We start from the raw sequence: 25,517 nt of genomic DNA, 5'->3' as shown, positions 1-25,517 counted from the left end.
TTTTTGACCAATTCGCAGCACAAAGATTTCGCCAATTCTTTCGCGACCTTACGAGAGCTTCCCCAAGCCCTCGCGCGAAAACATAAGCCGAATGGATAATTCCCGGCAGCAACAACCTTGGCGAGTTGCCGACGCACCCTAGCGTCATCTGAGGTTGTCACGAGTTCGCGAGGCCGTGTGACTGCGGGGCATCCGATGAAAATTCGGAGGATGACATGCGCCCGCTACGACTCCTGATCCTCGTCGCATCGTTGTGGTCCATCGCCGTTTCGGCTGCGCTGGCACAGGATGACCGAGCCCCCCGACAGATCACGTTCGAGCCGCCGCGCGTCGTGCTGACGGGGATCGCCTTCGACCAGACGATCACCGCGGCCGCCCGGCCCGAAGGCCCGCTGACACTGACCGTCGCCGGAGAAAGCTACGAGATCGCGCCCGACGCGTTCTCTCCGCCCGACGACTCCGAGGCGGTGACGCTGCAGGCGACCGTCAGCGACGTGACCGTCGGCCAGGGCGGCGATTTCTCGATGGTTCTGAGCCGCGGCGACGAGACCCTGGCCGAAGGTCAGTCGACCACGCTGCCGGCGTGGCTGTCGATCCTTCCGGCGCTTCTGGCCATCGGCGCAGCGCTGGTGACGCGGCAGGTGATCCCGTCCCTGTTCCTCGGCATCGCGCTGGGATCGTGGTTCACCTACGGCCTGTCGATCTCGGGGATCTGGTTCGGGCTGCTGGACGTGATCCAGATCTACGTGCTCGAGGCGCTGGTGCCCCCGAACGGCGCGAAGAGCCATATGCAGATCGTTATCTTCACGCTGATGATGGGTGGCATGATCGGCATCATCTACCGCAACGGCGGCGCGCACGCGATTGCCGCAAGGATCGCGTCGATGGCAAAGACGCGGCGCCGCACGCAGCTGGGATCCTGCGGGCTGGGCTTCGCGATCTTCTTTTCGACCTACGCGAACTCGCTGATCGTCGGGAACACGATGCGGCCGGTGACCGACCGGATGCGGATCAGCCGGGAAAAGCTGGCCTACATCGTCGATTCCACCGCCGCTCCGCTGGCCTCGATCGCCATCATCTCGACCTGGATCGGCTATCAGCTGGGCCTTATCGAAGAGGCGATGGGCGAGATCTCACACTCGGAAAGCGCCTATTCGATTTTCCTGAACGCGCTGCCCTACAACTTCTATCCGATCTTCGCGCTGGCGATGGTGATCATGGTCGGGGCCACGGGGCGCGACTTCGGCCCGATGGCCAAGGCCGAGCGCCGCGCGCTCGAGACCGGCCAGGTCATCCGCAAGGACGGCCAGACCGAGGACGACGAAGAGGAGGGCGGCGACGAGCTGACGCTGAAAGAGGGCGTTCCGCAGCGCTCGATCAACGCCATCCTGCCCATCGGACTGCTGATCGTGATGGTCGCCGCCGGGATCTACGTCACCGGCGACGGCGACAGCATCCGCGCGATCATGGGGTCCGCCGACGGCAACACGGCGCTGGTCTGGGCGGCGCTGGTATCGGTCATCCTGGCCGCCGCCATGTCCATCGGCCAGCGCATCCTGACGGTGAACGAGACTATGGCGGCGTGGTTCGCCGGGCTGCGGTCGGTGCTGTTCGTGATGATCATCCTGACGCTCGCCTGGGCGCTCTCGGCCATCGCCGAGGACCTGCACACTGCAAGCTTCCTGGTCTCGATCCTGGGCGACACGATCGCGCCGGCGTGGTTGCCGGCCCTTCTTTTCGTCCTGTCCGCGGCGGTGTCGTTCGCGGTCGGCACGAGTTGGGGCACGATGGGCATCCTGATGCCGCTGGCGGTGCCGCTGATCTGGGCGCTGATGCAGAACGCGGGCCTGTCTATCGAGGAGGACGGCCACATCCTTTACGCGACGATCGGCACGATCCTGGCCGGCAGTGTCTGGGGCGACCATTGCTCGCCGATCTCGGACACCACGATCATCTCGTCGGTGGCGTCGGGCTCGGACCACATCGACCACGTGCGCACGCAGATCCCCTACGCCCTGACGGTGGGCGCGGTGGCACTGGCGCTCGGCCTGGTGCCGACGGGGTATGGCGTGCCGTGGTACCTGACGCTGCCCGCAGGCATCGCGGTGCTGTTCGGGGTGGTGATGATCGTCGGTCGCCCCATGGCCGAGAGGGCAGAGACCGACAAGGTAGCAGATCCCCAGCCGGCCGAGTGACGGCCCCCGTGCGGGCCGGCGGCAGCCACCGGCCCGGCTCAGGGGGCCTTGGCGCTGTTGGCCGGGAAGGCGTCGCGCCAGCGGGCCTGGAAAAGTTGTTTCTTGTGCCGGTCCGAGGCGACCAGCAGCTTCGGCGACAGCTCAACCGGGCGCAGGGCCGAACTGCCCAGGCTGGGCGCCGCGGCGCCGTTGGCGATCAGCATCTCGAGATCCGTGATCAGGTGCGCCTCGGCCAGCGCCGCGCGGCCGGGGTCCGACAGGAGATAGTCGACGAGCGTCGCGGCAAGCTGGGGCGAGTCGGCATGTTGCGGGATCATCGCCCCGCGCGACAGCATCAGGGTATAGTCCGACGGCGCCACGATCCCCAGCTCGGGATTGTCCTCGGCAAGCTGCAGCGCGTAGGAGCCGATGATGTTGTAGGCGAGAAGGTAGTCGCCGCGCAGGACGCCCTCCATGATCTCGGCAGAGCAGCAGGTGGCGACGGTGTCCGAGCGCCCGAACGCCTCCATCAGGCCGCCGAAGGTCGTCGCTTCGAGCGAATCCGCGTAGGCGAACAGATAGCCGAGACCGGACGCCTCGATGTCGTAGGTCGCGACCCGGCCCGCATAGGGCCCGTCGGAGGCGCGCAGGAGGTCCAGCAGGTCGAAGCGCGAGCGCGGCACGTCCTCTTCCGGAACGCGGGTGCGGTCGTAGATCATCACTGCCGGCTCGCGCGTCACGCCCCACAGCTCGTCACGCCACACAAGCGCGTCGGGCAGGGCGAGGGTCTGGTCCGAGACATGGGTATAGGCGCAGCCCCGGTTCACCAGCTCGACCATGTGGTGCACGGCCGAGCTGATGACGAGATCTGCCCCGGCGCCGCGCGCCTCGCAATCCTCGAGCGTCAGGCGATAGAGGTTGTTCGACAGCCATTGCTCGTAGCGGATGGCGACGTCGGGCCACGCTGCAAGGAAGTCCTCGAGCACCGGCCGCAGGACGGAGAGGTCGGTCGTGCTGCGGACCACCAGCTCGTGGCCTGCCTCCGCCGGGCCGAGACGGTCCGAGATCTCCTGCCCGGCGGCCGGCATGGCGCAGGTAAGGGCCAGCAGATGCAGCAGCGCCCGCCGGATCACGCCGCCTCCTCCAGCGGCAGGGACAGCGCGATCTCGAACCCGTCGCCGTCGCTGTGGCGGTCGAGCCGGCCATCGTGGTTGGCAGCGACGGAGCTGGCGATGGCCAGCCCCAGCCCGCCGATCCCGGCTGACGCGTTGTCGCGGGTGAAGCGTTCGCCCATCCGGTCGAGGATGTCCGGGCCGGGGCCGGAGCCTGCGTCGCGCACCCACAGCCACGCCTCGCCCCCGACGCGTCGCACGCCAAGGGCGACCGGCGCGGTGCCATGGCGCAGCGCGTTGCCCAGAAGGTTCTTTCCCGCCTCCGTCAGCGACAGCATGTCGCCCGAGACGGCCACCTCCTTCGGCGGCAGGTCGAGCCGCACCTCCGCGCCCTCGGGGAAGAGCGCCGTTTCGCTCTGTTCGTAGATCTCCAGCGCCACGTCGCGCAGGTCGAGCGGCTCCTTGGCCACGGCGTCGCCGCGGTGGATGACCATGCCCTGACTCAGCAGTTGCTCCAGCAGGTGCCCGAAGGCGCCGGCGCGGTTCTGTACCCGCGCGATCAGCGCCGCCTTCCGCTCGGGGTCGGGTTCCTCGGCGGCGGCCTGCAGCTGAACCCGGATCGCCGCGACCGGCGTGCGAAGCTGGTGGGCCGCGTCGCTGATGAGGGTACGGTTGGCGGTCAGCTGCCGCTCGAGCCGCCGCATGAAGCCGTTGAGCGCGTCGCGCAGCGCGGCGATCTCGCGCGGGGCGGGTTCCCGCAGCGGGGTCAGGTCGGTCGGGTCGCGATGGGCGAGGGCGTCGCCGATATTGGTGAGCGGCCGCAGGGCCGAGGCGACCGCAAGGCTGGCGAACAGCGCGATCACGGCGCCTGCCAGCCCCAGCACCGCCAGCGCGTTCTGCGCGATGTCGCGGGCAAGGTCCTGCCGCGCGCGCAGGGTGTGGCCGACGATGACCTCGACAGGCCCGGAATAGCCTCGCTCGGCAAAGCGGCGGACGACAGCGGCGTAGCGGGCGGGTTCGGTTCCGAAGGTGCCACCGTAAAGCGCGAGGTCCCGCCGGGTTTCGGGCCGGGGCGCTTCGGCGCTGCCGGTAAGCGTGCGGCCGTCCCTGTCGACCACGCGATAGTCGATCCGGTCCTTCCGGGCCAGCGACAGCAGTTCGAAGGCCGAGACGGGCATGTCCACTACCGGCTGACCGTCCCGGATGGTAATCGACTCGGCGATGTCGCTGGCCGCACCGACCAGCAGGCGGTCGTAGGCCTCGCGCGCCGCGTGGCGGCCATAGGCCAGCGCCGCCACCAGCACGATCACGCCACCCACCAGCACGACCGCGGCGACGGCCACGGCGACCCGCGATTTCAGGGAGAGCGTGGTGCGCGGCGTCGCGGCGTCAGTCACGACCCGGCCCTTCCAGCGAATATCCCAGGCCCCGGTGCGTGCGGATCTGGACGGCGGAATCGGCCAGCTTCTTGCGGATCCTCGCCACGTACAGCTCGATCGCGTTCAGCCCGACATCGGCCTTGTCGAACGAGAACAGCCCCTCGAACAGGCGCTCCTTCGACACGATGCGGTCGGCGTTGCGCAAGAGGATGTTGAACAGGGCGAGCTCACGCCGCGTCATCGCGACAGGCTCTCCTTTCAGGCGCAGGGTGCGGGCGGATTGGTCGAACAGCAGATCGCCGAGCGCGATCTCGTTCGCCGCGGCCTCTGCCCCGCGGCGTGTCAGGGCGCGGACGCGGGCGCTGAGCTCGCGCAGGTCGAAGGGCTTGACCAGGTAGTCGTCGGCGCCCTCGTCCAGAGAGCCCACCCGAGTTTCGACCGAGTAGTTCGCCGACAGCATCAGCACCGGCGTGCCGTCGCTTCTGCGGCGCATGGCGCGCAGCAGGGTGCGACCGTCGCCGTCGGGCAGGTGGATGTCCAGGATGACGAGATCGTAGGATTGCACGTCGAGGTATCCGTTGGCCTCGGCCTCGCCGCCGGCCAGGTCGCACGCGAAGCCGTCGCGCTCCAGATAGGCGGCCACGGTCTCGGCGACGTCGGCCGCATCCTCGACGAGTAGTATCCGCATCCGGGCCTCCCTGGGCCGCAGTCTATGGCCGGTCCGGCGGAGTGAAAAGCGTGGCTGAATAAGTGACAGCTTGATGACAGCAACATCGGTTAGGCTTGCGCTGTCGGCGGCCCTTCCGGGCCGTCTGAAAACGTGGAGGAGACTGACATGAAGATGCTGACAGGCGGCGTTCTTGCCGCCCTGATGACCGCGAGCCTTCCGTTCGCCGCGTCCGCGCAGGAATTCACCCCCGACCAGCCCGAATGCATTGCGCCGGCCGCGGCCGGGGGCGGCTGGGACTTCACCTGCCGCCAGGTCGCGCGGGTGATGCGCGAGACCGGGCTGATCGACGGCTCGATGCGGGTGCAGAACCTGTCCGGCGGTGGCGGCGGCGTCGCCTATGCCGAGGTCGTCAACAAGCGCAACGACGAGGACGACCTGATCGTCGCCGCCTCGACCGCGACGGCGACGCGCCTGGCGCAGGGGGCCTTCCCCGGCAACACCATGGACCAGGTGCGCTGGCTGGGCACGATCGGCGCCGATTACGGCGTGATCGGCGTGCGCCCCGATTCCGAGTACGAGTCGCTCGAGGACCTGATGACCGCGCTTGCCGAGGATCCGCGTCAGATCTCCATCGGCGGCGGCTCGGCCACCGGCGGCTGGGACCACCTCAAGGTGCTGATGACCGCCCAGGAGGCCGGAATCGAGGACCTGCGCGCCATCAAGTACATCGCCTTCGCCGGCGGCGGCGAGGCCATCAGCCAGCTGCTCGCCGGGTCGCTTCAGGCCTATACGGGCGATCTGTCCGAGGGGATGGGCTTCGTCGAATCCGGCGATCTGCGCATCCTCGCGGTGCTGGCGCCCGAGCGGCTCGATGGCGAATTCTCCGAGTTCCCGACCGCGGCCGAGCAGGGTTATGACGTGGTCGGCGCCAACTGGCGCGGCTTCTACGCCCCCGGCGACATGAGCGACGAAGCCTACGATTGGTGGGTGAGCCAGCTGGACACGATGTACGCCAGCGACGCGTGGAAAGAGGTCATGGAGAACAACGGCCTCGCCGATCTCGACATGCACGGCGAGGAATTCGCCGAGTTCGTCGCCGGCTCGGTCAGCGACATCGAGCAGATCTCGCGCGACATCGGCCTCGTGCAGTAACGGCCACTCACGGGACGGCCCCGCCCGCGCATCCGGTGCGGGCGGGGTTCCGCCAGTCCCGAACCCCACAGGAAATGGAAGGGAGGCACTCCCATGATGAGTGACCGTGTCCTCGGCGGCGTCGGGCTCGCGCTCGCGGCGTTCTACGCCTGGGCGGCGACGATCATTCCCGAGCCGTTCTCGTCCGACGCGATCGGACCGGACGGTTTCCCGATCATCCTCGCCATCGTGCTCGCGATTTCGTCGCTCTATTTCGTCCTCAAGCCCGATCCCGACCCGCAGTGGCCCGCGCTCAACCGGCTGGCCGAGCTCGGCTTCGCGCTGCTGGTGATGTTCGCCTACGCACAGGTTCTGCCGGTGTTCGGCTTCGTCTTCTCGACGATCATCATCACCGCCTATCTCACCTGGCGGCTCGGCGCGGGACCGATGGCGTCGATCCTTAATGGCATCGGCACGTCGATCGGGCTTTTCGTGATCTTCGAGCTGCTTTTCGGCCTGTCGCTCGCCGACGGCCCCCTGGGATTCTGAGGCACGCATCATGGACACCTTCGTTCAACTCTACGACGGCTTCGCCGTCGCGCTGAGCTGGCAGAACCTGCTGCTGGCGCTGGCCGGGTGCTTTCTGGGCACGATGATGGGGGCGCTGCCGGGCCTCGGCCCCGCCAACGGCGTCGCCATCCTGATCCCGCTCGCCTTCACGCTCGGGCTCGACGCGGTGGCGGCGCTCATCCTGCTGACGTCGGTCTATTACGGCGCGATGTACGGCGGGCGCATCTCGTCGATCTTGCTGAACATCCCCGGCGACGAGCCGGCGATGATGACCTGTCTCGACGGCTACCCGATGGCGCAGGCCGGCCGGGCGGGCGAGGCGCTGGCGCTGTCGGGGGTCGCCTCGTTCGTGGGGGCGTTCTTCGCCACCTGGGGGCTCGTGTTCCTGGCGCCGCTCCTGGTGCAGATCGCGCTTCTGTTCGGGCCGGGCGAGTATTTCGTACTCTATACCCTGGCCTTCGCGACGCTGGGCGGCATCGCCGCCAGCAACCAGGCGAAATCCGCCTTCGCCGCGGCACTCGGCATCGCCATCGCGATGATCGGTGTCGACACCCAGACCGGCGTTCAGCGGTTCACCTTCGGCGAGGTGCATCTCTATGACGGGATCGACTTCCTGATCGCCATCGTCGGGCTCTTCGCGCTGTCCGAGGTGTTCGTCTTTCTCGAGAACCGCGGCTCGCACGAGGGCGGCAAGGACTCGGGCAAGATGAAGATCGGGCGGGTGACGCCGTCGTTCAAGCTGCTGCGCTACTGCACACCGACGATGATCCGGTCGACGGTGCTGGGCTTCATCTCGGGCGTCCTGCCCGGTGCGGGGGCCTCGCTGGGCTCGTTCCTGGCCTATTCGGTGGAAAAGCAGGTGTCGGACCCGCGCTCCGAGACGTTCGGCAAGGGCGATCCGCGCGGCGTGGCCGCACCCGAGGCGGGCAACAACGCCGCGTCCGGCGGCGCGCTGGTGCCGATGCTGGCGCTCGGCGTGCCCGGATCGGGCACGACCGCCGTGCTGCTGGCGGTGCTGCTGACGCTGAACATCCAGCCCGGACCGCTCTTGTTCCAGAACAACCCCGATGTCGTCTGGGGGCTGATCGCGGCGCTCTTCATCGGGAACTTCATGCTGCTGGCGCTGAACATCCCGATGGTGGGACTGTTCACGCGGGTGCTGCTGGTGCCGACGCACATCCTGATGCCGATCGTCGCGATGATCGCCTTCATCGGCATCTACTCGATCACCGGTTCGACGTTCGAGTTGTCGATGATGGTCGGGTTCGGGGCCCTGGGCTGGGTCTTGCGCAAGCTCGACGTGCCGCTGGTGCCGATCATCCTCGGCATCCTGCTGGGCAACGAGATGGAGGTGAACCTGCGCCGCGCGATGACGATCTCGAACGGCGAGTGGACCGCGCTGTTCGACAGCTGGCTGGCGATCACGCTCTGGACCATCGCGATCGTGGGCTTCGTGCTGCCGATCTTCCTTGGCAAGCGCGTGAAGAAGAAGATGAAGCAGGCCGAGGAAGAAGGGCCGCTCAGCGACTGATCCTGCGGCCGGGCACCGTCCGGCCATGTCCGTGAACGACAAACGCGCGCTTCTGGTGAAGCGCGCGTTTTTCTTGCGATCGCCCGCGCGGCCCGCCATTCAGCCGACCTCGCGCTGCGCCTCTCCGAACCCGAGCCGCTCTGGCGCGATGCCGCGCTTGGCGGCGCTGTCCTGCAAGGCCCGCTGGAGCCGCTCGCTTTTCCGCAGGAGGGCGCGGAAGCTCTCGGCATCCAGCAACAGCAGCGTCGAGGGCGCGATGGCCGTCACCTCGGCCCGCCGCGGGCGCCTCAGCAACAGCGCCATCTGGCCGAACATCTCGCCCCGTCCCAGCCGCCAGCTCTGGCCGGCGGCGTTCAGTTCGACCGCGCCCGAGGCGATGAAGTAGACGCCCTCCGCCTGGCCGTCGCGCGCCAGGACCCGCTCGCCTGCATTGACGTAGCGGGTGACGAGGGCGCGGCTCAGCTGGCGAAGCTCGCTGTCGTCCAGATCCTCGAACAGCGGGAACTGCTTGACCATGTCGACCCGTTGCATCGCCACGTCGAGATGCGGGCGCCGTTCGACCTGCGCGCGCCGTTTTGCCAGTGCCTGCAGCAGCGCGGTGTGAAGCTCGGCCCCGATCAGCCCATCCTCGCGCATCGCCTCGTATTCGCGCTCTTCCAGGCGCAGGGCCGTGCGTCGGATCAGGCGCCTCTCGAGCTCTTCGGCGTAGCCCGGATATTGCAGCCGCAGCCCGTCGAGCGCGGTCTCGACCATCTCCTTGCGCCGGGTGAGAAGCTCGGTCAGCAGCTCGGCCACGCGACGTCCGTGGATGCGGCGGATGCGCCGTTCGATGAAGCCCTCGAGATCCTGCAGCACCAGCCTGTGCGACAGCAGCCGCTCGAACCGGTCGGCTGTCATCTGCGCCAGCGGAAACGACAGGCGAAGGCGGCGGTGCAGGATCACCGCCAGCCGGAAACTGCCGGTATAGTCCACCGAGTTGCGCGCGGCCCGTTGATAGCCGAGCCGCCCGTTGGAGCGTGTCGCCTCGATCAGCCGGTCCGCCTCGGCCAGCACCCGGTCGGACTGGCGCGACGAGATCACGCGCTCGCGGATACGTTCGAGGATGACGTCGCGCTCGGCGCCGGCCAGGGCCAGCAGGCCCAGCGTGACTCGGTCCCGGTCGAGGATCTCGGTCGCGTCCTCGGCCGCCTTCACCGCCATGTCGAGCCGCTCGCCGAAACGCTTGGCCTCGGACCGGACGACCTCACGCGAGAGGTGGTAATCCTCGGTCGCCTCGGCGACCTCTTCGCGGACCGTCTGCAGCGACACGGCGACCACCTGTTTCGACAGCGCGTCGTCGAGCGGCGACAGCTTGGACAGGCCGAGCCTCTGGATCACCCACCGCAGCGTCGTGCCCTGCACGATGAGGGTGAAGAGCGTAAACCCGGTGGCGAGGATGCCGACGAGGCGCTTCACCTCGATCGGCACCCGCGTGCTTTCGGTGACGGCCAGCGCCAGCGCGAGCGTCACCGCGCCGCGCAGCCCGCCCCAGAGGATCGCGGTACGGTAGGGGCGCTCCACCACGGGCGAGAGCCGCAGCATGGACAACAGCGGCAGCAACCCGAACAGCATCACCGCGCGGGCGGCGGTCGCGGTGACGACCACCACGGTGATCAGCATCAGGTCGCTGGGCCGGACCTCTTCGAGCAGGCGGGGGATCAGCAGAGCGGCGAGCACGAAGATCAGCGCTCCGGCCCAGTGCGCGAGCAGGTCCCAGACCTCGCGCAGGTTGGTCCAGCTCGACGGCGACAGCCGCCCCGGCCCGGCGAGGTTCAGCGTCAGGCCCGCCGCAACGACCGCGATGACGCCGGAGACGCCAGCCAGCTGTTCGGCGCCGATATAGGCCAGGTAGGGCAGCGCGACCGACAGCGACATCTGCGCAAGCTCGTAGCGGCGGCAGAGGATCATCAGCGCGAGCGCGACGCGCCCGCAGGCCCAGCCGACCAGCACACCCCCGGCCACCAGCACCGGGAAGCGGAAGATCGCGTCCTCGAGCCCCGGATCGGGCACGCCGCGGCTGACATAGCCGAGGAACAGGCCGAACAGCGCGATGGCGGCGGCATCGTTCAGCAGGCTCTCGCCCTCGATGATGCGCGCCAGGCGCCGCGGAGCCGAGATCGAGCGGAAGATGCCGACGACGGCCGAGGGGTCGGTGGTCGAGACGATCGCGCCGATCAGAAGGCAGGCGGCGAGGGGAAGCGCGCTGGTCGCGCCCAGGGCGCTGCCGATCGCGAGGGTCGAGACCAGCACGGCGATGACGGCCAGCACCAGGATCGGCACCCAGTCGTCGATCATGCGCCGGATGTTCACGCCGAGCGTCGTCTGGAACAGCAGCGTCGGCAGGAAGACATACAGGAAGACGTTGGCGCGGATCGGCAGGTTCAGGATCGCCCCGGCGACCGGGTTCAGCGCGTCGGTCAGTTCGGTCGCCAGGAAGAAGCTCGCCCCGATGCCGATCAGTATCCCGATGATCGCGAGGATCACGCTGTAGGGCAGCTTTACCCGCCCGGCCAGCGGCTCGGCCAGGCCGATCACGAGGAACAGCGAGGCCACGACCGTTGTGATGAGAACGATGTCCATATCAGGGGGATAGAGGGTCGGCGTACGTTGCGGAAGGGCGCGCAGGGGCGCACCGGGACAAGTTCGCCGGAAGGTGATCGGCCGCGCCGCACCGTGGTGCGCGGTGCGCGGGAAATGGCCGGCCCCGGAACGGGGCCGGCCTGACGGCTCAGTCGTCCGCAGTCTCGAAGTAGCGGCGGCTGACGGCAAAGACCGTGCCGCTGAGCGCGATGAGCGCGATCAGGTTCGGCAGCGCCATCAGGGCGTTCATGATGTCCGCGACAAGCCAGATGATGCCGAGGTTGCCGATGGCGCCGACCACCAGCGCCACCACCCACAGAAGGCGGAAGGGCATGATGATTCGGGTGCCGAACAGGTACTCCGCGGCCCGCTCACCATAGTAGCTCCACCCCAGGATGGTGGTGACGGCAAAGACCACGAGGCCGAGCGTCACGATCAGGTCGCCACCGGGCAGACCGTTTTCGAACGCCAAGGCCGACAGCTCGGCGCCGGTCTCGCCGCTGGTCCAGGCCCCCGTGGTGATGATGACGAGCGCGGTCATCGTGCAGACGACGATCGTGTCGATGAAGGTGCCCAGCATGGCCACGGTGCCCTGCCGGACGGGATCGCGGGTCTGCGCCGCGGCGTGGGCGATGGGCGCGCTGCCCAGCCCGGCCTCGTTCGAGAACACGCCGCGCGCGACGCCGAAGCGGATCGCGGCCAGAAGCCCGGCGCCGGCGAAGCCGCCCGTCGCCGCGGTCCCGGTGAAGGCGTCTCCGAAGATCGTGGCGAAGGCCGCCGGAACGTCAGCGATGTTGACCAGCAGGATCACGAGAGCGCCCAGGATGTAGAGCGCCGCCATCAGCGGCACCAGCCGCTCTGCCACGGCGCCGATCCGGCGCACGCCGCCGACGATGACGGCAAAGGTCAGAAGCGCCAGGACAAGGCCGGTGACCAGCGTCGGCAGGCCGAAGCTGCCCTCCAGCGCCTGCGCGACCGAGTTCGACTGCACGGTGTTGCCGATCCCGAAGGCGGCGATCATGGCGAAGAAGGCGAAGGTCGCCCCGAGCCACGCCCACGAGCTGCCCAGCCCGTTGCGGATATAGTACATCGGACCGCCGACATACCGGCCGTCGCTGTCGGTTTCGCGGTAGGTGACGGCCAGCACGGCCTCGGCGTATTTCGTGGCCATCCCGACAAGCGCCGTCAGCCACATCCAGAACACCGCACCCGGCCCGCCGAGATAGATGGCGGTGGCGACGCCGGCGATGTTGCCGGTCCCGATCGTGGCGGACAGAGAGGTCATCAGCGCCTGGAACGGCGTGATCTCGCCCTCGGCGCCTTCGCCGGGGCGCCGGCCGCCCCACATCATCCGCACGCCGTATCCCAGCCTGCGGACGGGCAGGGCGCGCAGGCCGACCGTCAGGTAGATGCCGGTCCCCAGAAGCAGGATCAGCAACGGGGCCCCCCAGACAAAGCCGCTGATCGCACTCAGAATATCTTCCATGAAGCTCCTCCCGTATCTGAACTCGGGATCGAAGCATCATCGTGCGTGCGGATTGTCAAATCCGCGCCGGACGCCGGCACGCGCGGTCGTCAGGGGGCGAGAACCTCGACCCCTTGGGCCGCAAGCCTGTCCGAAAGGGGCGGCGCGGGCGGCCGGTCGCTGACGAGCGTGCCGATCCCGTCGAAGCCCGCCACATGGGTCAGGTGCGTTTCGCCGAACTTGCTCGCGTCGATGAGGAAGCGGCGCGACCTGCTCTGCCTCAGCATCGCGCGCTTGACCGCGCCGAACCCTTCGACGGCCTCCGTGACCCCCGCCTCGCTGAGGCCCGCGGCCCCGATGAAGCAGGCGTCGACGTTGTAGGCGGCGAGATATTCACAGGTCTCGGTACCGACGACCGCCGCCTCGTGCGGCAGGTACTCTCCCGGCGCAAGGCGCAGGCGGGCGCAGGGGCTCTGACCCAGGGTCATCGCGACCTGAAGGCTGTTGGTGATGACGGTCACGCGCGTTTCGGCGAAGGCGAGGAAGCGGGCGAACTCCATCGTCGTCGAGCCGGCATCGACCATGATGGTGTCGCCGTCCGACACCAGCGAGGCGGCGAAACGGCCCAGGCGCTCGCGCTCGGCGATGTGTTCCAGCCGGCGCTCGTGCAGATCGCGGTGGGTGCCCGGATGCGCCGCCGATGCGCCGCCATGCGCCCGGCTCAACAGGCCGTCACGGCTGAGCTCCTCGATGTCGCGGCGCGCGGTCTCGGTGGTGACGCCGAACTGCGCGGCCAACTCGGCGACGCGGACATGCGGCTTCAGCTTCAACTGAAGGAGGATCTGTTCGTGCCGTTCCTGCTTCTTGAAACGGCGCGGTTCGTTTTGCTGCTCCACGTCGAGGTTTGCCCTGTCCTGCGGTGGTTCGAAGGATTGTATTCGGGGAATCGCAGATATCCATGACAGTTTTGTTGCATTTCCCAAATCCCAGTGGTCGTATCACGGTGGTTTCGGTCCCGATGGGACCGCTACGCAGACTCTGGGAGGAGGACACTACAATGCTCAGACAGACGACATTCGGAACGACGATGTTCGCGGCGTTCGCCCTGGCCGCGGGCACGGCCTTCGCGCAGGACGACGGCGCCGAGACCTCGGCGCTCGACAGCCAGTATACCGACGAGAACGGCGACCTCGTCGCGGATGCGCCCGAGGACGAGAGCGAGCTGCGCAATCCCGACACGCTGGTGTTCGCCTACACCCCGGTCGAGGATCCGGCGATCTACGAGGACATCTGGACCCCGTTCATCGAGCATCTCGAAGAGGTGACGGAAAAGGACGTGCAGTTCTTCGCCGTCCAGTCGAACTCGGCCGAAGTCGAGGCGATGCGCTCGGGCCGCCTGCACATCGCGGGCTTCTCGACCGGCCCCACGCCGTTCGCCGTGAACCTGGCCGGCGCCGTGCCGTTCGCCATCATGGGCGCGGATGACGGCCGGTTCGGCTATACGCTGCAACTCTACACGCAGGCCGACAGCGACATCCAGGACGTGTCCGACCTGGCCGGCAAGCGTGTCGCGCACACCTCGCCCACGTCGAACTCGGGCAACCAGGCGCCCCGTGCGCTGTTCCCCGAGATGGGCGCCGTGCCGGGCGAGGATTACGAGGTGACCTATTCCGGCTCGCACGACCAGTCGATGCTGGGCGTGGTCGCCGGCGACTACGACGCGGCGCCGGTGGCGTCCGAAGTGGTCGAGCGGATGGCCGAGCGCGACCTCTACGATCCCGAGAACGTCCGCATCGTCTGGGAGAGCGATCCGTTCCCGACGACCTCCTATGCCTATGCGCACGACCTCGCGCCCGAGCTGAAGGAAAAGATCGAGGAGGCGTTCTTCAGCTTTGACTTCGAAGGCACGGCCCTGGGAGAGGAGTTCGCCGGGGTCAGCAAGTTCATCCCCATCACCTACAAGGACCAGTGGAAGGTGATCCGCCAGATCCAGAAGGCCAACGGCGTCGAGTACACGCCCGAGGGTCTCGCCGCGGAATAAGTCCAGTGATCCAGGGGGCGGCCGCAGTGGCGGCCGTTCCCGCAACGGAGCCATCCACATGCTGAAGATTACCGACCTCGTCAAACGTTACGGCGGCGGCGAACCGGTCCTCAAGAACCTGAGCCTCACCATCGAGGGGGAAAGCGTCGTCGCCATCGTCGGCTCGTCCGGCGCGGGCAAGAGCACGCTGTTGCGCTGCATCAACCGCCTGGTGGAGCCCACATCGGGCAGCATCGAGCTGAACGGGACGGAGCTGACGGCGCTGCATGGCCGCAAGCTGCGCGAGGCGCGACGCAACATCGGGATGGTGTTCCAGGGGTTCAACCTCGTCGACCGTCTCACGGTGATGGAGAACGTCCAGTCCGGGCGCCTCGGCTATATCTCGACCTGGGCTGCGGTGATGCGCCGCTATCCCAAGCAGGACATCCGCCGCGCGTATGAGTTGATGGAGCGCGTCGGCATCGCCCACTACGCCAATACCCGCGCCGACCAGTTGTCGGGCGGCGAGCGCCAGCGCGTCGGCGTGGTGCGCGCGCTGATGCAGGACCCCGAGATTCTGCTGGCGGACGAGCCGACGGCCTCGCTCGACCCCAAGACGTCCGAGCAGATCATGGGCCTGCTGCAAGATCTCGCGGGCGAGCTGAAGCTGCCGGTGCTGATCAACATCCACAACACCAGCGAGGCGAAGATCTACACCGACCGCATCGTCGGGATGCGGTATGGCCGGATCATTTTCGACGATCTTCCCGACAAGCTCGATCAGGAGGCCATGGACCGGATCTATTCCGGCAGCCCGCACGCGGACCGGAGCGAGGATCTGAGGGAAGCGTCATGAGCGAGCACCCCGATACCTGGCGCAAGCCGCCGTTCATCGCGAACCCGGTGCTGCGCTGGGGGCTCTACATCTTCGCGCTCGGGTATTTCCTGTGGGTCGGGGGCACGCTGCCGATCGACTGGGGCCGCGTCGCCGACGGCGTGGGGCGGGCGGGCCGGATCTTCGGCGGGGCCTTTCCGCCGAGCTTCGAGCGGAGCGAACTGCTGATCGACGGCTTCCTCGAAAGCCTCAAGATCGCGATCCTGGCCACCACCGGCGGCGTCGCGCTGTCGATCCCGATCGCCTTCATGGCGGCACGCAACGTGGCGGTGCTGCCGGTCTACTACCTCGGCCGAGCGATCATCATCGTCGCGCGCAGCTTCCACCCGGTGATCGTCGCGATCATCTTCGTCAAGGCAGTCGGCTTCGGTCCCTTCGCGGGGGTTCTCACGCTCATCGTCTATTCCATCGGGTTCGTCGCCAAGATGCTGGCCGAGCGGATCGAAGAGATCGACTTCGGCCAGGTCGAGGCGATGCGCGCGGCCGGGGCGCCGTATTTCTCGACCCTGTTCTACGCGATCTTCCCGCAGATCATGCCGCGCCAGATCGGCCTGTCGATCTATCAGCTCGACTCAAACCTGCGGGCCTCGGCGGTTGTCGGCATCGTGGGCGCGGGCGGAATCGGCGCGACCCTCGCCAACGCGTTCGGGCGGTACGACTACGACTTCGCCCTGGCCATCACCATCGTCATCGTCGGTGTGATCCTCGTGTCCGAGGGAATCAGCGGACAGATCAGAAAGCGTGTCGGATGACCAGCATTTCCGAACAGTTCGGACGGGAGGACTGGTCCCGTTTCTCGTCGAAGCAGAAGATGCAGCGCTTTGCCGTCTTCGCCGTCTGCGCGCTTGCGATCGCGTGGTCCTTCGGCTCGATCGAGGTGATCTGGGCGTGGGTCTGGGATGCGCCGGGCCAGATGGGCGACCTGTTCAAGCGGATGTATCCGCCCGATCCCACCAATCTCGGCAACATCCTGAGGGTGCTGTGGGAGACGGTGAACATCGCCACCTTCGCCACCGCGTTCGCCGTGCTGATGTCGCTGCCCGTCGCCTACCTGGCGGCGCAGAACACCACGCCGAACCGCGCGACACTGTGGCTGGGGCGGCTGATCCTCGTGACTTCGCGGTCGGTCAACACGATCATCTGGGCGCTGCTGTTCGTGGCGATCTTCGGGCCCGGGGTCGTCGCGGGGATCGTGGCGATCATGTTCCGTTCGATCGGGTTCATCGGCAAGCTGCTGGGCGAGGCGATCGAAGAGATCGACAAGCGCCCGGTCGAGGCGCTGGAAGCGACCGGCGCGTCGCGGTTCAAGGTCATCGCCTATGCCATCGTGCCCCAGGTGATGCCGACCTTCTGGGCCGTGTCGATCCTGCGCTGGGACATCAACCTGCGGGAATCCACCGTTCTGGGCCTTGTCGGCGCGGGCGGGATCGGCCTGATCCTGCAGGGCGCCATCGACACCTTCAACTGGCCCGAGGCGGCGACGGTCCTCCTGGCGATCCTGGGCCTCGTGATCCTGGGCGAGATCGTGTCGGCCTTCCTGCGTCGCCGGATCCTGTGACCGAGACGCTGCTGGCGGAGTCCGACGCGGCCTTCGAGTCGTATCTCGCGGTGCGTCACCGCCTGCCCGCGGCGCGGTTCGGGACCGACTGGACGACGGCGTCGTCACTGGCCGAGGTGGCGGCGCCGTTCGATCTCGTGCTGCTCGATGCCTATGGGGTGCTGAACGTGGGCGAAACGCCGATCGCGGGCGCAGCCGCATGCATCGCCGCGCTCCGGCAGGCCGGCAAGGCGGTGATGGTGGTGTCGAATTCCGCCGGCTATCCGAAGCGGCGGATGATGGACCGGTACCGGCGCCTGGGCTTCGATTTCGCGCCGGATGAGGTCGCGACCAGCCGCGAGGCGCTGCTGGCCCACCTGGCGCAGGCCGCCCCCCGGCGGTGGGGCCTGATGCTGGGCTCGGCCGACGGGACCGAGGGGCTCGGCGGGATAGATGCGTGCTTTCTCGCCGAAGACCGTGCCATCTACGACGCGGTCGACGGCTTCCTTCTTATCGGGTCAGAGGGGTGGACCGAGACGCGGCAGGCGATGCTGGAGGCGTCGCTGCGCCAGCGGCCCCGCCCGGTCTGCGTCGGGAATCCCGACATCGTCGCCCCGCGCGAGGATGGCCTGTCGCGAGAGCCGGGATTCTTCGCCCATCGGCTCATCGATGCGACGGGCATGTCCGTCCGCTTCTTCGGCAAGCCGTTCCCCGAGATATTCGATCTGGCACTGGCCCGCTGCGCCGATCCGCCCGCGCCCGAGCGCGTGCTGATGGTCGGGGACACGCTGCATACCGATATCCTCGGCGGTCGCGCGATGGGGTTCGCGACGGCGCTGGTGACGGATCACGGCTCTCTCGCCAAACTCGACGCGGCCGAGGCAATCCGCCGGTCTGAAATCGTCCCCGACTTCGTCATCGGCGGCATCTGAGGTCCGCGGCGGATCGGCTCCGCCGCGGAGGCCGGGTCAGAGACCCTTGCAGTTCGCGTAGAACGTCACCGTGGCCGGCCAGTCCGAGAACATGCCGGCGATGCCCACGTCCTGCGCCAGCACGTCGAGCACGGTCAGGTAATCAGCGTCACTGTCGATGGTGTCGTTCACCGACTGGAAGTACCAGCCGCCACCCTCGGCCAGCGGTCCCGAGCGTTCCAGCGACCACGCGATGATCTCGAGCCCGGCATCCTTCGCCTCTTGCGCATATGCCGAGGGCACGATCTCGCCCGCGTCGTCCAGTGTGATCAGCATCCAGATCGGCGGCGCGATGTAGTTCACGCCCATATCGGCGAGTTCCTGCATCGTCGGCTTGAAGGTTTCGGGATCGGTCGGGTCGATCAGGCCCTCGTCCTCATCCTCGGCCTCGTAGCGGTCGTCCAGATAGACGGCTTGCCCGCCATACTCGGTGTTGTCGATCCAGTAGCGGACATCGCTGAGGTTGAAGCTCTGCGGCCAGACATCCTCGGGCGGAACATCGGCCGCCTTGTACTCGTCGATCAGCTTCTGGGCATAGTCCTCCTGCGTCATGCCGTCGAACGGCATCTCGACCGAGGGCGCCTTGAGCTCGGGCGTGAACTTGGCCCCGAGAGAGCGGAACAACTCGATCGACTCGGAGTGGGTCATCAGGTCGGCCCCGTCGGCGAATGCGGTCGTCCGGAACGGCGCGACGCCGCCCTGGTAGGCTTCGGCCGTCTCGGCGGTGGGGTCGGAGGAGTCCATCTTGGGCTCGAGCGTGCGGAACTCCTCCAGCGTCAGGTCCGAGGTGCGGCATTCGGCGCTGGCCTCGGTGTCGCCCGAGGCCGGCTCGAAGGGCTGAGTGCACTTTTCGGCCAGGTCGGTCGTGAGGATGTTGGTCGTGGTGTGCAGGTCGTTCTGCGCGTGGCGGCAGACCAGCTCCTTGTCCTTGGTGAAGGTCACGTCGCATTCGAGGATGCCGGCCCCCTGTCGCGCGGCGGCCCGGTTCGACTGCACGGTGTGCTCGGGAAACATCAGCGGGGCGCCGCGATGGCCAACCGAGAAATCCGTGCGCTCTGGCGACTGGCCCAGGCAGGCCTCGAGCGTGTCCTTCAGCTCTCCGTCCTCGAGCTTGTCGGCGAGGTAGGCCGGGCGCTGGCCATAGCTCATCGCCGGCCCGTCCGGGGCAGTGTCCTGCGCGAAGCCGCTCGCCGGCACGCCGGCGGCAAGCGCGAGAATGATCGCGTGTCTCATGGTATCTCCTCCCTTGATCGCGCCAGCCCTGACGGGGTTCACGCCCGCCAAGTGCGCGTAATTCGAGCATTCCACGGACGGCAGCGTCGGGCAATTCGCGGGTGTCTCAGGTGCCCGACAATCTTTCCCCTAGATCGCGCGCCGCCTGCCGCACGTCCGCGCCCACGGTCGGAATCCGGGCATCCGGCAGCCGCTGCGTCAGGCCCGAGATCGAGAGCGCGCCAACGGCCTCGCCTGCCTGGCCCAGGACCGGAGCGGCGATGCAGCGCAGGCCGCGGGCGTGCTCTTCGTCGTCCAGTGCCCAGCCCTGCGTGCGGGCCCGGTGCAGGTCGTCCATCAGATCGCGCAGGCGCAGGCGGCTCTGCCCCGTCAGGCGTGGCAGGCCGTGCCGCGCGACATGCGCCTCGATCGCGTCGTCCGGCCATGTCGACAGGATCGCCTTTCCCATGCCCGAGGACGTGGCGGGAACGCGCGCGCCGGGGGCGGCGATGGCGCGCATGATCTCGCGGCTTTCCACCTGGCCCACGTTGACCAGCCATCCGTCGCGCATCACGCCGACATTCGCCGTCTCGCGCGTGGCGTCCCGCAGCTGGCGCAGGTGCGGCAGGGCGGGGCCGGCCAGGCTGTGCCGCCGTCCGAAGGCCAGCCCGGTGGAGTGCGCCTCCTGCCCGACATGCCACAGGCCGGAAGTCGGATCGCACAGGGCAAAGCCCTCGGCCTGGAGCGTCGTGAGCAGCCGGTGCGTGGTCGAGATCGCCAGCCCGCAATCCCGCGCGAGGTCGGACACGCGGGCGCCGTCGCCGCTGTGGGCCAGCAGCCGCAGCAGCGTCAGCGCACGGGCGACGGACTGGACTGTCTCTCCGGCCATGGACGAACCTTTCCGCATCGTGGAAAACATAAGCGCATCCACTGCGCAAGCGCGCGCGTTAAGGCTAGACACCGCGCCAGGAGGACAGACCATGACCGAGACTGTTGAACGCCACGGGCTGAAGGTCGCCGCACCTTTGGCCAGGCTGATCGAAGACGAAATCCTGACCGGCGGTGTCACCGCCGACTCGTTCTGGCAGGGATACGCCGCGCTTCTGCGTGACCTGATGCCCGAGAACCGCCGCCTTCTCGAGGTGCGCGACAAGATACAGGCCGAGCTGGACAAGTGGCACGCCAGCCACGGCGCGGACATCGATGTCGGCGCCTACGAGAAGTTCCTGCGCGAGATCTGCTACCTCGTCGATCCGCCCGAGCGGGTGCGTGTGACGACCCGCGGCGTCGATCCCGAGATCGCCAGCATAGCCGGGCCGCAACTGGTGGTGCCGGTGACGAACGCCCGTTTCGCGCTGAACGCGGCGAACGCCCGCTGGGGCAGCCTCTACGACGCGCTCTATGGAACGGATGCCGTGCCGGGCACGGCGTCGGAGCCGGGATACGATCCCAAACGCGGGGCCGAGGTCGTCGCGCGGGCCAAGGCGCATCTCGATGCGGTCGTGCCGCTCGACGGTGCGGTCTGGGGCGACGTCACCCGCCTTGCGGTCGAGGACGGCGGGCTGGTGCTCGAGACGGCGTCGGGGCCGGTGGCTCTTGCCGCGCCCGAGGCGTTCGCGGGCGTTCGTCGCGACGGCGACGTGCTGCGCGTGCTGCTGACCAGGAACGGGCTTCTGCTGGAAGTCGTGGTGGACGCCACCTCGCGCATCGGCGGAGAGGACCCGGCCGGCATTTCGGACATCCGGCTCGAATCCGCGCTGACCGCGATCATGGATTGCGAGGACAGCGTCGCGACGGTCGATGCCGAGGACAAGTGCTTGGCCTACGCCAACTGGCTGGGCCTGATGCGCGGCGACCTGAAGGAGACGTTCGACAAGGGTGGCGAGACGGTCACCCGCGAACTGGCGCCCGACACCACCTATGACGCGCCCGACGGCGGGACGATCCGTGCGCGCGGCCGGGCCCTGATGCTGGTGCGCAACGTGGGCCACCTGATGACCACCGACGCGGTCACGCTGGACGGCGAAGAGACGCCGGAAGGCATGCTCGACGCCGCCGTCACGGTCGCCTGCGCGATGCACGACCTCGCCAAGACCGATGGTCCGAGGAACTCGGAGGCCGGCTCGGTCTATGTGGTGAAGCCCAAGATGCACGGTCCCGAAGAGGTCGCCTTCGCCGAGACGCTCTATGCGCGAGTCGAGGACATCCTCGGGCTCGACCGGAACACCGTGAAGCTCGGCGTGATGGACGAGGAACGGCGCACCTCGGCCAACCTCTCGGCCTGCATGAACGAGGTCAGCGATCGTCTGGTGTTCATCAATACCGGCTTCCTCGACCGCACGGGCGACGAGATCCACAGCGTGATGAAGGCCGGTCCGGTCATCCCGAAGGACGAGATGAAGGGCGCCGGATGGCTGGCCGCGTACGAGGACGGCAACGTCGACGCCGGCCTCGCCGCCGGGCTTGCCGGGCGCGGCCAGATCGGCAAGGGCATGTGGGCCAAGCCCGAAGAGATGGCCGAGATGCTCGAGGCCAAGATCGGCCAGCTCAAGGCGGGGGCCAACACCGCCTGGGTTCCGTCGCCGACAGCCGCCACGCTGCACGCCATGCACTATCACATGGTCGATGTCGCCGCCCGTCAGAAAGAACTGATGGGTCGCGACCCGGCCTCGCTGGAGACGCTCCTGACGCCGCCGCTTCTGGGTGGGCGCAACATGGAGTCGGCGCAGGTGCGCCGCGCGCTCGACGACAGCGCGCAGTCGATCCTCGGCTATGTGGTGCGCTGGGTCGGTCAGGGCATCGGCTGCTCCAAGGTGCCCGACATCAACGATGTCGCGCTGATGGAGGACCGGGCGACGCTTCGGATCTCGTCGCAGCTGCTGACGAACTGGCTGATGCACGGCGTCATCACCGAGGACGAGGTGGACGAGGCGCTGCAGCGGATGGCGGCCAAGGTCGACGCCCAGAACGCCGGCGATCCCGCCTACGAGCCGATGGCGCCGGGGTTCGACGGGCCGGCCTTCCGGGCCGCGCGGGCTCTGATCATCGAGGGCGCGAAGCAACCCTCGGGCTATACCGAACCGCTCCTGCACAAGTACCGCCGTGAAGCCAAAGCGAAGGAGAGCTGATATGCTGACCATCAAGAGACTGGATTCCGACGACGCGCGGGCGCTGATCGCCGGTGCCGCAGCGAAGGCGCGGGAGATCGGCGTTCCGATGTGCATCGCCATCACCGACGAGGGCGGCAACCTCGTGGCGTTCGAGCGGATGGACGGCGGCAAGGTGACCTCGATCACCATCGCCATCGACAAGAGCTATACCGCCAGCGCGGCCAAGAAGGCGACGCATGAATACGGCGCGGCCAGCCAGCCGGGCAAGCCCGCCTACGGGATCGGTTCGGCCATCGGCGGCCGTCTGATGGTCGTCCCCGGTGGCCTTCCGGTGGTCGTCGACGGAGAAGTCGTGGGCGGCATCGGCGTGTCGTCGGGCACGCCGGATCAGGACATGGAGGTCGCCCAGGGCGGGCTCGACGCCTTCGCCGCGGGCTGAGTGTCCAGGTGATCAACGGGCGGGGCCGGCGGGCCCCGCCTTTCGCGGCCCGAATTGAACTCGGGGGCTCCCCGCACTAAGCACGCCTTGCCGCAACAACGGGAGGCGCCAGTGAGCCGCATCATCAAGGGGATCCTTTTCGACAAGGACGGCACCCTGATCGACTACAACCGCACCTGGGTACCCATCAACATCCGCGCGGCCGAGCATGCCTCGGGCGGCGATGCCGATCTGCGGGATCGTCTGCTCGAACTCGGCGGCCAGGATCTGGATGCGGGCACCGTCCGGGGCGGATCGCTCCTGGCGGCCAGCAACACCTCGGAAATCGCGGCCGCATGGCGCGAGGCGGGCGCGGTGTCCGGCGGCGACCTTGTCGCGGACCTCGACAGTATCTTCACCGAAGGGGCCGCGGGATCTGTGCCTGTCTGCGACCTTCCGGCGCTGTTCGCCCGCCTGCGCGGGCGTGACCTGCGGCTGGGCGTTGCCACCAGCGACAGTGCCGCCGGTGCCCGCGCGACGCTCGAGACGCTGGGTGTCGCGGCGGACGGGCTTTTCGTCGCCGGCTACGACAGCGGCCACGGGGTCAAGCCCGAGGCGGGCATGGCGCACGGTTTCATGCAGCACTACGGTCTGGCGCCGGCCGAGGTCGCGGTGATCGGAGACAACCTGCACGACATGGAGATGGGCCGCGCGGCCGAGTGCGGGCTGTGTGTCGGCGTGCTGACCGGGACGGCGACCGAAGACGAACTGGCCCGCGTCGCGGACCATATCATCGCCGGCATCGACCGTCTCGAGGATCTTCTGGATCGCCTGTCGGCCGATCCGGCGCCGGCCCGGCCCGCCTGAGCGGCGGGCCGGCGCTTTGGCTCACTTGACCTTCAGCACCACGGCGCGGCTCGGCACCGTGTCGGGGCGGTGGGGCATCGAGACATAGGGCGGCGTCTCTTCGACGATCTCCCAGACGCCGCTGTCGGCCAGCTCGCGCATGCGGGCGCCGACCTCGCCGTTATAGAGCGTGTCCTTGATCGTCACCACGATGATGCCGCCGGGGCGGGTGACGCGGATCAGCTCGTCGAAGCCTTCGGCGCCGACATGGCCGACGGTGAACACGCCGGCGGCGACGATCGCCGCGAACCTGTCGTCCGGCAGTGCGAGGGATTCGCCAAGCGCCGCGACGTGGAAATCGTTGTAGACCTGCTTGCGCTTCGCGACTTCGAGCATCTTTTCCGAGATGTCGAGCGCCTCGCAGCCGTCGTAGCCCACGATGTGCATCCACTCGCCCAGAAGCCCGGTGCCGGCCCCGGCGTCGAGCACCGGACCGTCGCCCCTGGGGAGGTGCCGGGTCAGCATCGCGAGGCAGATGTTCGGATGCCGGTAGCCGAGGGTCGACATCTCGGTGTCGTAGCGCTCGGCCCAGTCATCGTATTTCTTTGCGACGTCGGCCACGTCTTTTGCCGAATAGACGACGTCCAGGCTCTTGGCGGGGTCGGTCGTGCTCATTGTGCTCAAAATCCTCCTTGGTGAGAGCCGCTGTGGCTCGTGCGAAAGGCAGCTTGGCCAAGGCGCCCGGTCGCTCCGGGCGCTGGCGGCTTGCGCCGCGCGGTGACGAGGTGATAGCAGCTTTCCCGAAAAGTTGGAAGATTGTGGTTTTTGTCGACATTGTGTGGATGCTGACGCATATGTTCCAACAAACTCAGTCAATCGTCCGACCGGCGCTGTCGGTACGGACCGGATGAAGGGAGATGCAGATGGACACGGACGCCGCACTCGATCGCCTGCGCGAGATCGACGGATTCGGGGATGCAAGCCACGACACCGTCGAGATCGAACGCCTCGGTGGCCTGACGAACGTGGTGTTCCGGGTGCGCCGGGATGGGACCGACTATCTGCTGCGCATCCCCGGACCGGGCACCGAGGAATACATCGACCGCAAGGTCGAGGCGACGAACGCGAAGGCCGCCGCCGCGGCGGGCGTGTCGCCGCGGGTCATCCACTTCGACGAGGATAGCGGCCTGATGCTGGCCGATTACATCCACGCGCCGACGATGTCGCCCGAGACCTTCTGCAGCACGAAGGGCGCCCCCAAACGGGCGGGCCGTGCCTTCGCCAAGCTTCACAATAGCGGCGAGACGTTCGACTTCCGGTTCGAGCTGTTCTCGATGATCGACGGTTATCTCGACGTGCTGTCGCAGAAGGACACGACGCTGCCGGACGGCTACCACGACACGGTGAAGGAGGCCGAGAGCGTCCGCGCCGCGCTGGACGCCAACCCCGCCCAGCTGGCGCCCTGCCATTGCGACCCGCTGTGCGAGAACTTCCTCGACGACGGCGCGGACATGTGGATCGTCGACTGGGAGTATTCCGGTATGAACGATCCGCTGTGGGATCTTGGGGACCTCTCCGTCGAGGCAGGCTTTGACGATGCCCACGACCGCGAGATGCTCGAGGCCTATTTCGGCGGCCCGCCGAGCCAGGCGCAGATCAGCCGGATGGTGATCTACAAGGCCATGTGCGACCTGCTGTGGACCCTGTGGGGCCTGATCCAGCACGCCGACGGAAATCCCGCCGAGGATTTCTGGGCCTATTCCACCGAACGCTTCGCCCGTTGCCGGGCCCTCATGGCCGATCCGTCGTTCCCCGGCCATGTCGAGGCCGTGCGCCGCGGGTGAGCGCCGGACGGGG

The 25,517-nt window shown here is 67.9% G+C and carries 22 protein-coding genes; 13 read left to right on the top strand and 9 right to left on the bottom strand.

Annotated features, from left to right (window positions below; genetic code table 11):
* The first annotated feature begins 215 nt into the window (after positions 1–215).
* Positions 216–2,195 carry a Na+/H+ antiporter NhaC family protein gene (locus BMZ25_RS17750; RefSeq protein WP_092695988.1) on the top strand — a complete coding sequence of 660 codons (1,980 nt, stop codon included), beginning with the start codon at positions 216–218 and terminating at the stop codon, positions 2,193–2,195.
* A 38-nt stretch (positions 2,196–2,233) separates the two neighbouring features.
* Here the strand turns inward: BMZ25_RS17750 and BMZ25_RS17745 are convergent, their stop codons facing one another.
* The 3 genes from BMZ25_RS17745 to BMZ25_RS17735 are packed head-to-tail and all read right to left on the bottom strand — an operon-like array spanning position 2,234 to position 5,353.
* The gene (locus BMZ25_RS17745) at positions 2,234–3,307 is read right to left on the bottom strand and encodes an ABC transporter substrate-binding protein (RefSeq protein WP_218142568.1); all 1,074 of its coding nucleotides are present in this window, start codon (positions 3,305–3,307) and stop codon (positions 2,234–2,236) included.
* The gene (locus tag BMZ25_RS17740; protein WP_092695987.1) at positions 3,304–4,683 is read right to left on the bottom strand and encodes a sensor histidine kinase; all 1,380 of its coding nucleotides are present in this window, start codon (positions 4,681–4,683) and stop codon (positions 3,304–3,306) included. Before BMZ25_RS17740 ends, BMZ25_RS17745 begins: the two co-directional genes overlap by 4 nt.
* The gene (locus BMZ25_RS17735) at positions 4,676–5,353 is read right to left on the bottom strand and encodes a response regulator transcription factor (protein ID WP_092695986.1); all 678 of its coding nucleotides are present in this window, start codon (positions 5,351–5,353) and stop codon (positions 4,676–4,678) included. Before BMZ25_RS17735 ends, BMZ25_RS17740 begins: the two co-directional genes overlap by 8 nt.
* A 147-nt stretch (positions 5,354–5,500) precedes the next feature.
* Between BMZ25_RS17735 and BMZ25_RS17730 the strand changes: the two genes are divergently transcribed.
* From BMZ25_RS17730 to BMZ25_RS17720, 3 genes are all read left to right on the top strand, one after another.
* Positions 5,501–6,487 carry a Bug family tripartite tricarboxylate transporter substrate binding protein gene (locus tag BMZ25_RS17730; protein ID WP_092695985.1) on the top strand — a complete coding sequence of 329 codons (987 nt, stop codon included), beginning with the start codon at positions 5,501–5,503 and terminating at the stop codon, positions 6,485–6,487.
* A gap of 93 nt (positions 6,488–6,580) precedes the next feature.
* Positions 6,581–7,015, top strand: coding sequence for a tripartite tricarboxylate transporter TctB family protein (locus tag BMZ25_RS17725; RefSeq protein ID WP_328586870.1), 435 nt, complete (start codon positions 6,581–6,583; stop codon positions 7,013–7,015).
* 10 nt (positions 7,016–7,025) lie between these two features.
* Entirely contained in the window at positions 7,026–8,567 is a 1,542-nt protein-coding gene (locus BMZ25_RS17720; protein ID WP_092695984.1) for a tripartite tricarboxylate transporter permease, read from the top strand.
* A 99-nt stretch (positions 8,568–8,666) separates the two neighbouring features.
* On the opposite strand, the gene BMZ25_RS17715 is transcribed toward BMZ25_RS17720, so the two are convergent.
* The 3 genes from BMZ25_RS17715 to BMZ25_RS17705 form a co-directional block, all read right to left on the bottom strand.
* Positions 8,667–11,186, bottom strand: coding sequence for a cation:proton antiporter (locus tag BMZ25_RS17715; RefSeq protein WP_092695983.1), 2,520 nt, complete (start codon positions 11,184–11,186; stop codon positions 8,667–8,669).
* 148 nt (positions 11,187–11,334) lie between these two features.
* Positions 11,335–12,672, bottom strand: coding sequence for an alanine/glycine:cation symporter family protein (locus tag BMZ25_RS17710; RefSeq protein WP_092695982.1), 1,338 nt, complete (start codon positions 12,670–12,672; stop codon positions 11,335–11,337).
* Positions 12,673–12,761: 89 nt separating this feature from the next.
* Positions 12,762–13,547: a DeoR/GlpR family DNA-binding transcription regulator gene (locus tag BMZ25_RS17705; RefSeq protein ID WP_092695981.1), complete on the bottom strand. Its 786-nt coding sequence runs from the start codon at positions 13,545–13,547 to the stop codon at positions 12,762–12,764.
* Positions 13,548–13,708: 161 nt separating this feature from the next.
* Between BMZ25_RS17705 and phnD the strand changes: the two genes are divergently transcribed.
* Genes phnD through BMZ25_RS17680 form a run of 5 tightly spaced genes read left to right on the top strand, consistent with a single transcriptional unit; the run spans position 13,709 to position 18,035 of the window.
* Positions 13,709–14,692, top strand: a complete 984-nt coding sequence (gene phnD, locus BMZ25_RS17700) for a phosphate/phosphite/phosphonate ABC transporter substrate-binding protein (RefSeq protein ID WP_092695980.1) — start codon at positions 13,709–13,711, stop codon at positions 14,690–14,692.
* A gap of 58 nt (positions 14,693–14,750) precedes the next feature.
* Positions 14,751–15,527: a phosphonate ABC transporter ATP-binding protein gene (gene phnC, locus BMZ25_RS17695; RefSeq protein ID WP_092695979.1), complete on the top strand. Its 777-nt coding sequence runs from the start codon at positions 14,751–14,753 to the stop codon at positions 15,525–15,527.
* Positions 15,524–16,318 carry a phosphonate ABC transporter, permease protein PhnE gene (phnE, locus tag BMZ25_RS17690; protein WP_092695978.1) on the top strand — a complete coding sequence of 265 codons (795 nt, stop codon included), beginning with the start codon at positions 15,524–15,526 and terminating at the stop codon, positions 16,316–16,318. Before phnC ends, phnE (BMZ25_RS17690) begins: the two co-directional genes overlap by 4 nt.
* On the top strand, positions 16,315–17,124 hold the full coding sequence (gene phnE / locus BMZ25_RS17685; protein WP_092695977.1) for a phosphonate ABC transporter, permease protein PhnE: 810 nt from the start codon (positions 16,315–16,317) through the stop codon (positions 17,122–17,124). Before phnE (BMZ25_RS17690) ends, phnE (BMZ25_RS17685) begins: the two co-directional genes overlap by 4 nt.
* Complete coding sequence (locus BMZ25_RS17680; protein ID WP_092695976.1) at positions 17,121–18,035, top strand: HAD-IIA family hydrolase; 915 nt, start codon at positions 17,121–17,123, stop codon at positions 18,033–18,035. The genes phnE (BMZ25_RS17685) and BMZ25_RS17680 overlap by 4 nt, the downstream gene beginning before the upstream one ends.
* A gap of 36 nt (positions 18,036–18,071) precedes the next feature.
* Here the strand turns inward: BMZ25_RS17680 and BMZ25_RS17675 are convergent, their stop codons facing one another.
* Complete coding sequence (locus tag BMZ25_RS17675; protein WP_092695975.1) at positions 18,072–19,307, bottom strand: glycerophosphodiester phosphodiesterase family protein; 1,236 nt, start codon at positions 19,305–19,307, stop codon at positions 18,072–18,074.
* A 106-nt stretch (positions 19,308–19,413) separates the two neighbouring features.
* Positions 19,414–20,175: an IclR family transcriptional regulator gene (locus tag BMZ25_RS17670; RefSeq protein WP_092695974.1), complete on the bottom strand. Its 762-nt coding sequence runs from the start codon at positions 20,173–20,175 to the stop codon at positions 19,414–19,416.
* A gap of 91 nt (positions 20,176–20,266) precedes the next feature.
* Here BMZ25_RS17670 and BMZ25_RS17665 point away from each other — a divergent pair, with 91 nt between their 5' ends.
* The 3 genes from BMZ25_RS17665 to BMZ25_RS17655 all read left to right on the top strand — a co-directional run bounded on the left by BMZ25_RS17665 (position 20,267) and on the right by BMZ25_RS17655 (position 23,681).
* Positions 20,267–22,414: a malate synthase G gene (locus tag BMZ25_RS17665; protein ID WP_092695973.1), complete on the top strand. Its 2,148-nt coding sequence runs from the start codon at positions 20,267–20,269 to the stop codon at positions 22,412–22,414.
* A 1-nt stretch (position 22,415) separates the two neighbouring features.
* Entirely contained in the window at positions 22,416–22,835 is a 420-nt protein-coding gene (locus tag BMZ25_RS17660; protein ID WP_092695972.1) for a GlcG/HbpS family heme-binding protein, read from the top strand.
* Between the two features lie 111 nt (positions 22,836–22,946).
* Complete coding sequence (locus tag BMZ25_RS17655; protein WP_092695971.1) at positions 22,947–23,681, top strand: HAD family hydrolase; 735 nt, start codon at positions 22,947–22,949, stop codon at positions 23,679–23,681.
* 21 nt (positions 23,682–23,702) lie between these two features.
* Here BMZ25_RS17655 and BMZ25_RS17650 read toward each other — a convergent pair whose 3' ends face one another.
* Complete coding sequence (locus BMZ25_RS17650; protein ID WP_092695970.1) at positions 23,703–24,335, bottom strand: class I SAM-dependent DNA methyltransferase; 633 nt, start codon at positions 24,333–24,335, stop codon at positions 23,703–23,705.
* 248 nt (positions 24,336–24,583) lie between these two features.
* On the opposite strand from BMZ25_RS17650, the gene BMZ25_RS17645 reads away from it, so the two are divergent.
* Positions 24,584–25,504 carry a choline kinase family protein gene (locus BMZ25_RS17645; protein ID WP_092696016.1) on the top strand — a complete coding sequence of 307 codons (921 nt, stop codon included), beginning with the start codon at positions 24,584–24,586 and terminating at the stop codon, positions 25,502–25,504.
* Positions 25,505–25,517: the final 13 nt, after the last annotated feature.

The sequence above is a fragment of the Tranquillimonas rosea genome, assembly GCF_900111315.1.
In the GTDB taxonomy this organism is placed as follows: Bacteria; Pseudomonadota; Alphaproteobacteria; order Rhodobacterales; family Rhodobacteraceae; genus Tranquillimonas; species Tranquillimonas rosea.
Note: the sequence above shows the minus strand (reverse complement) of the source record. Positions and strands in the feature narration are given on the sequence as shown.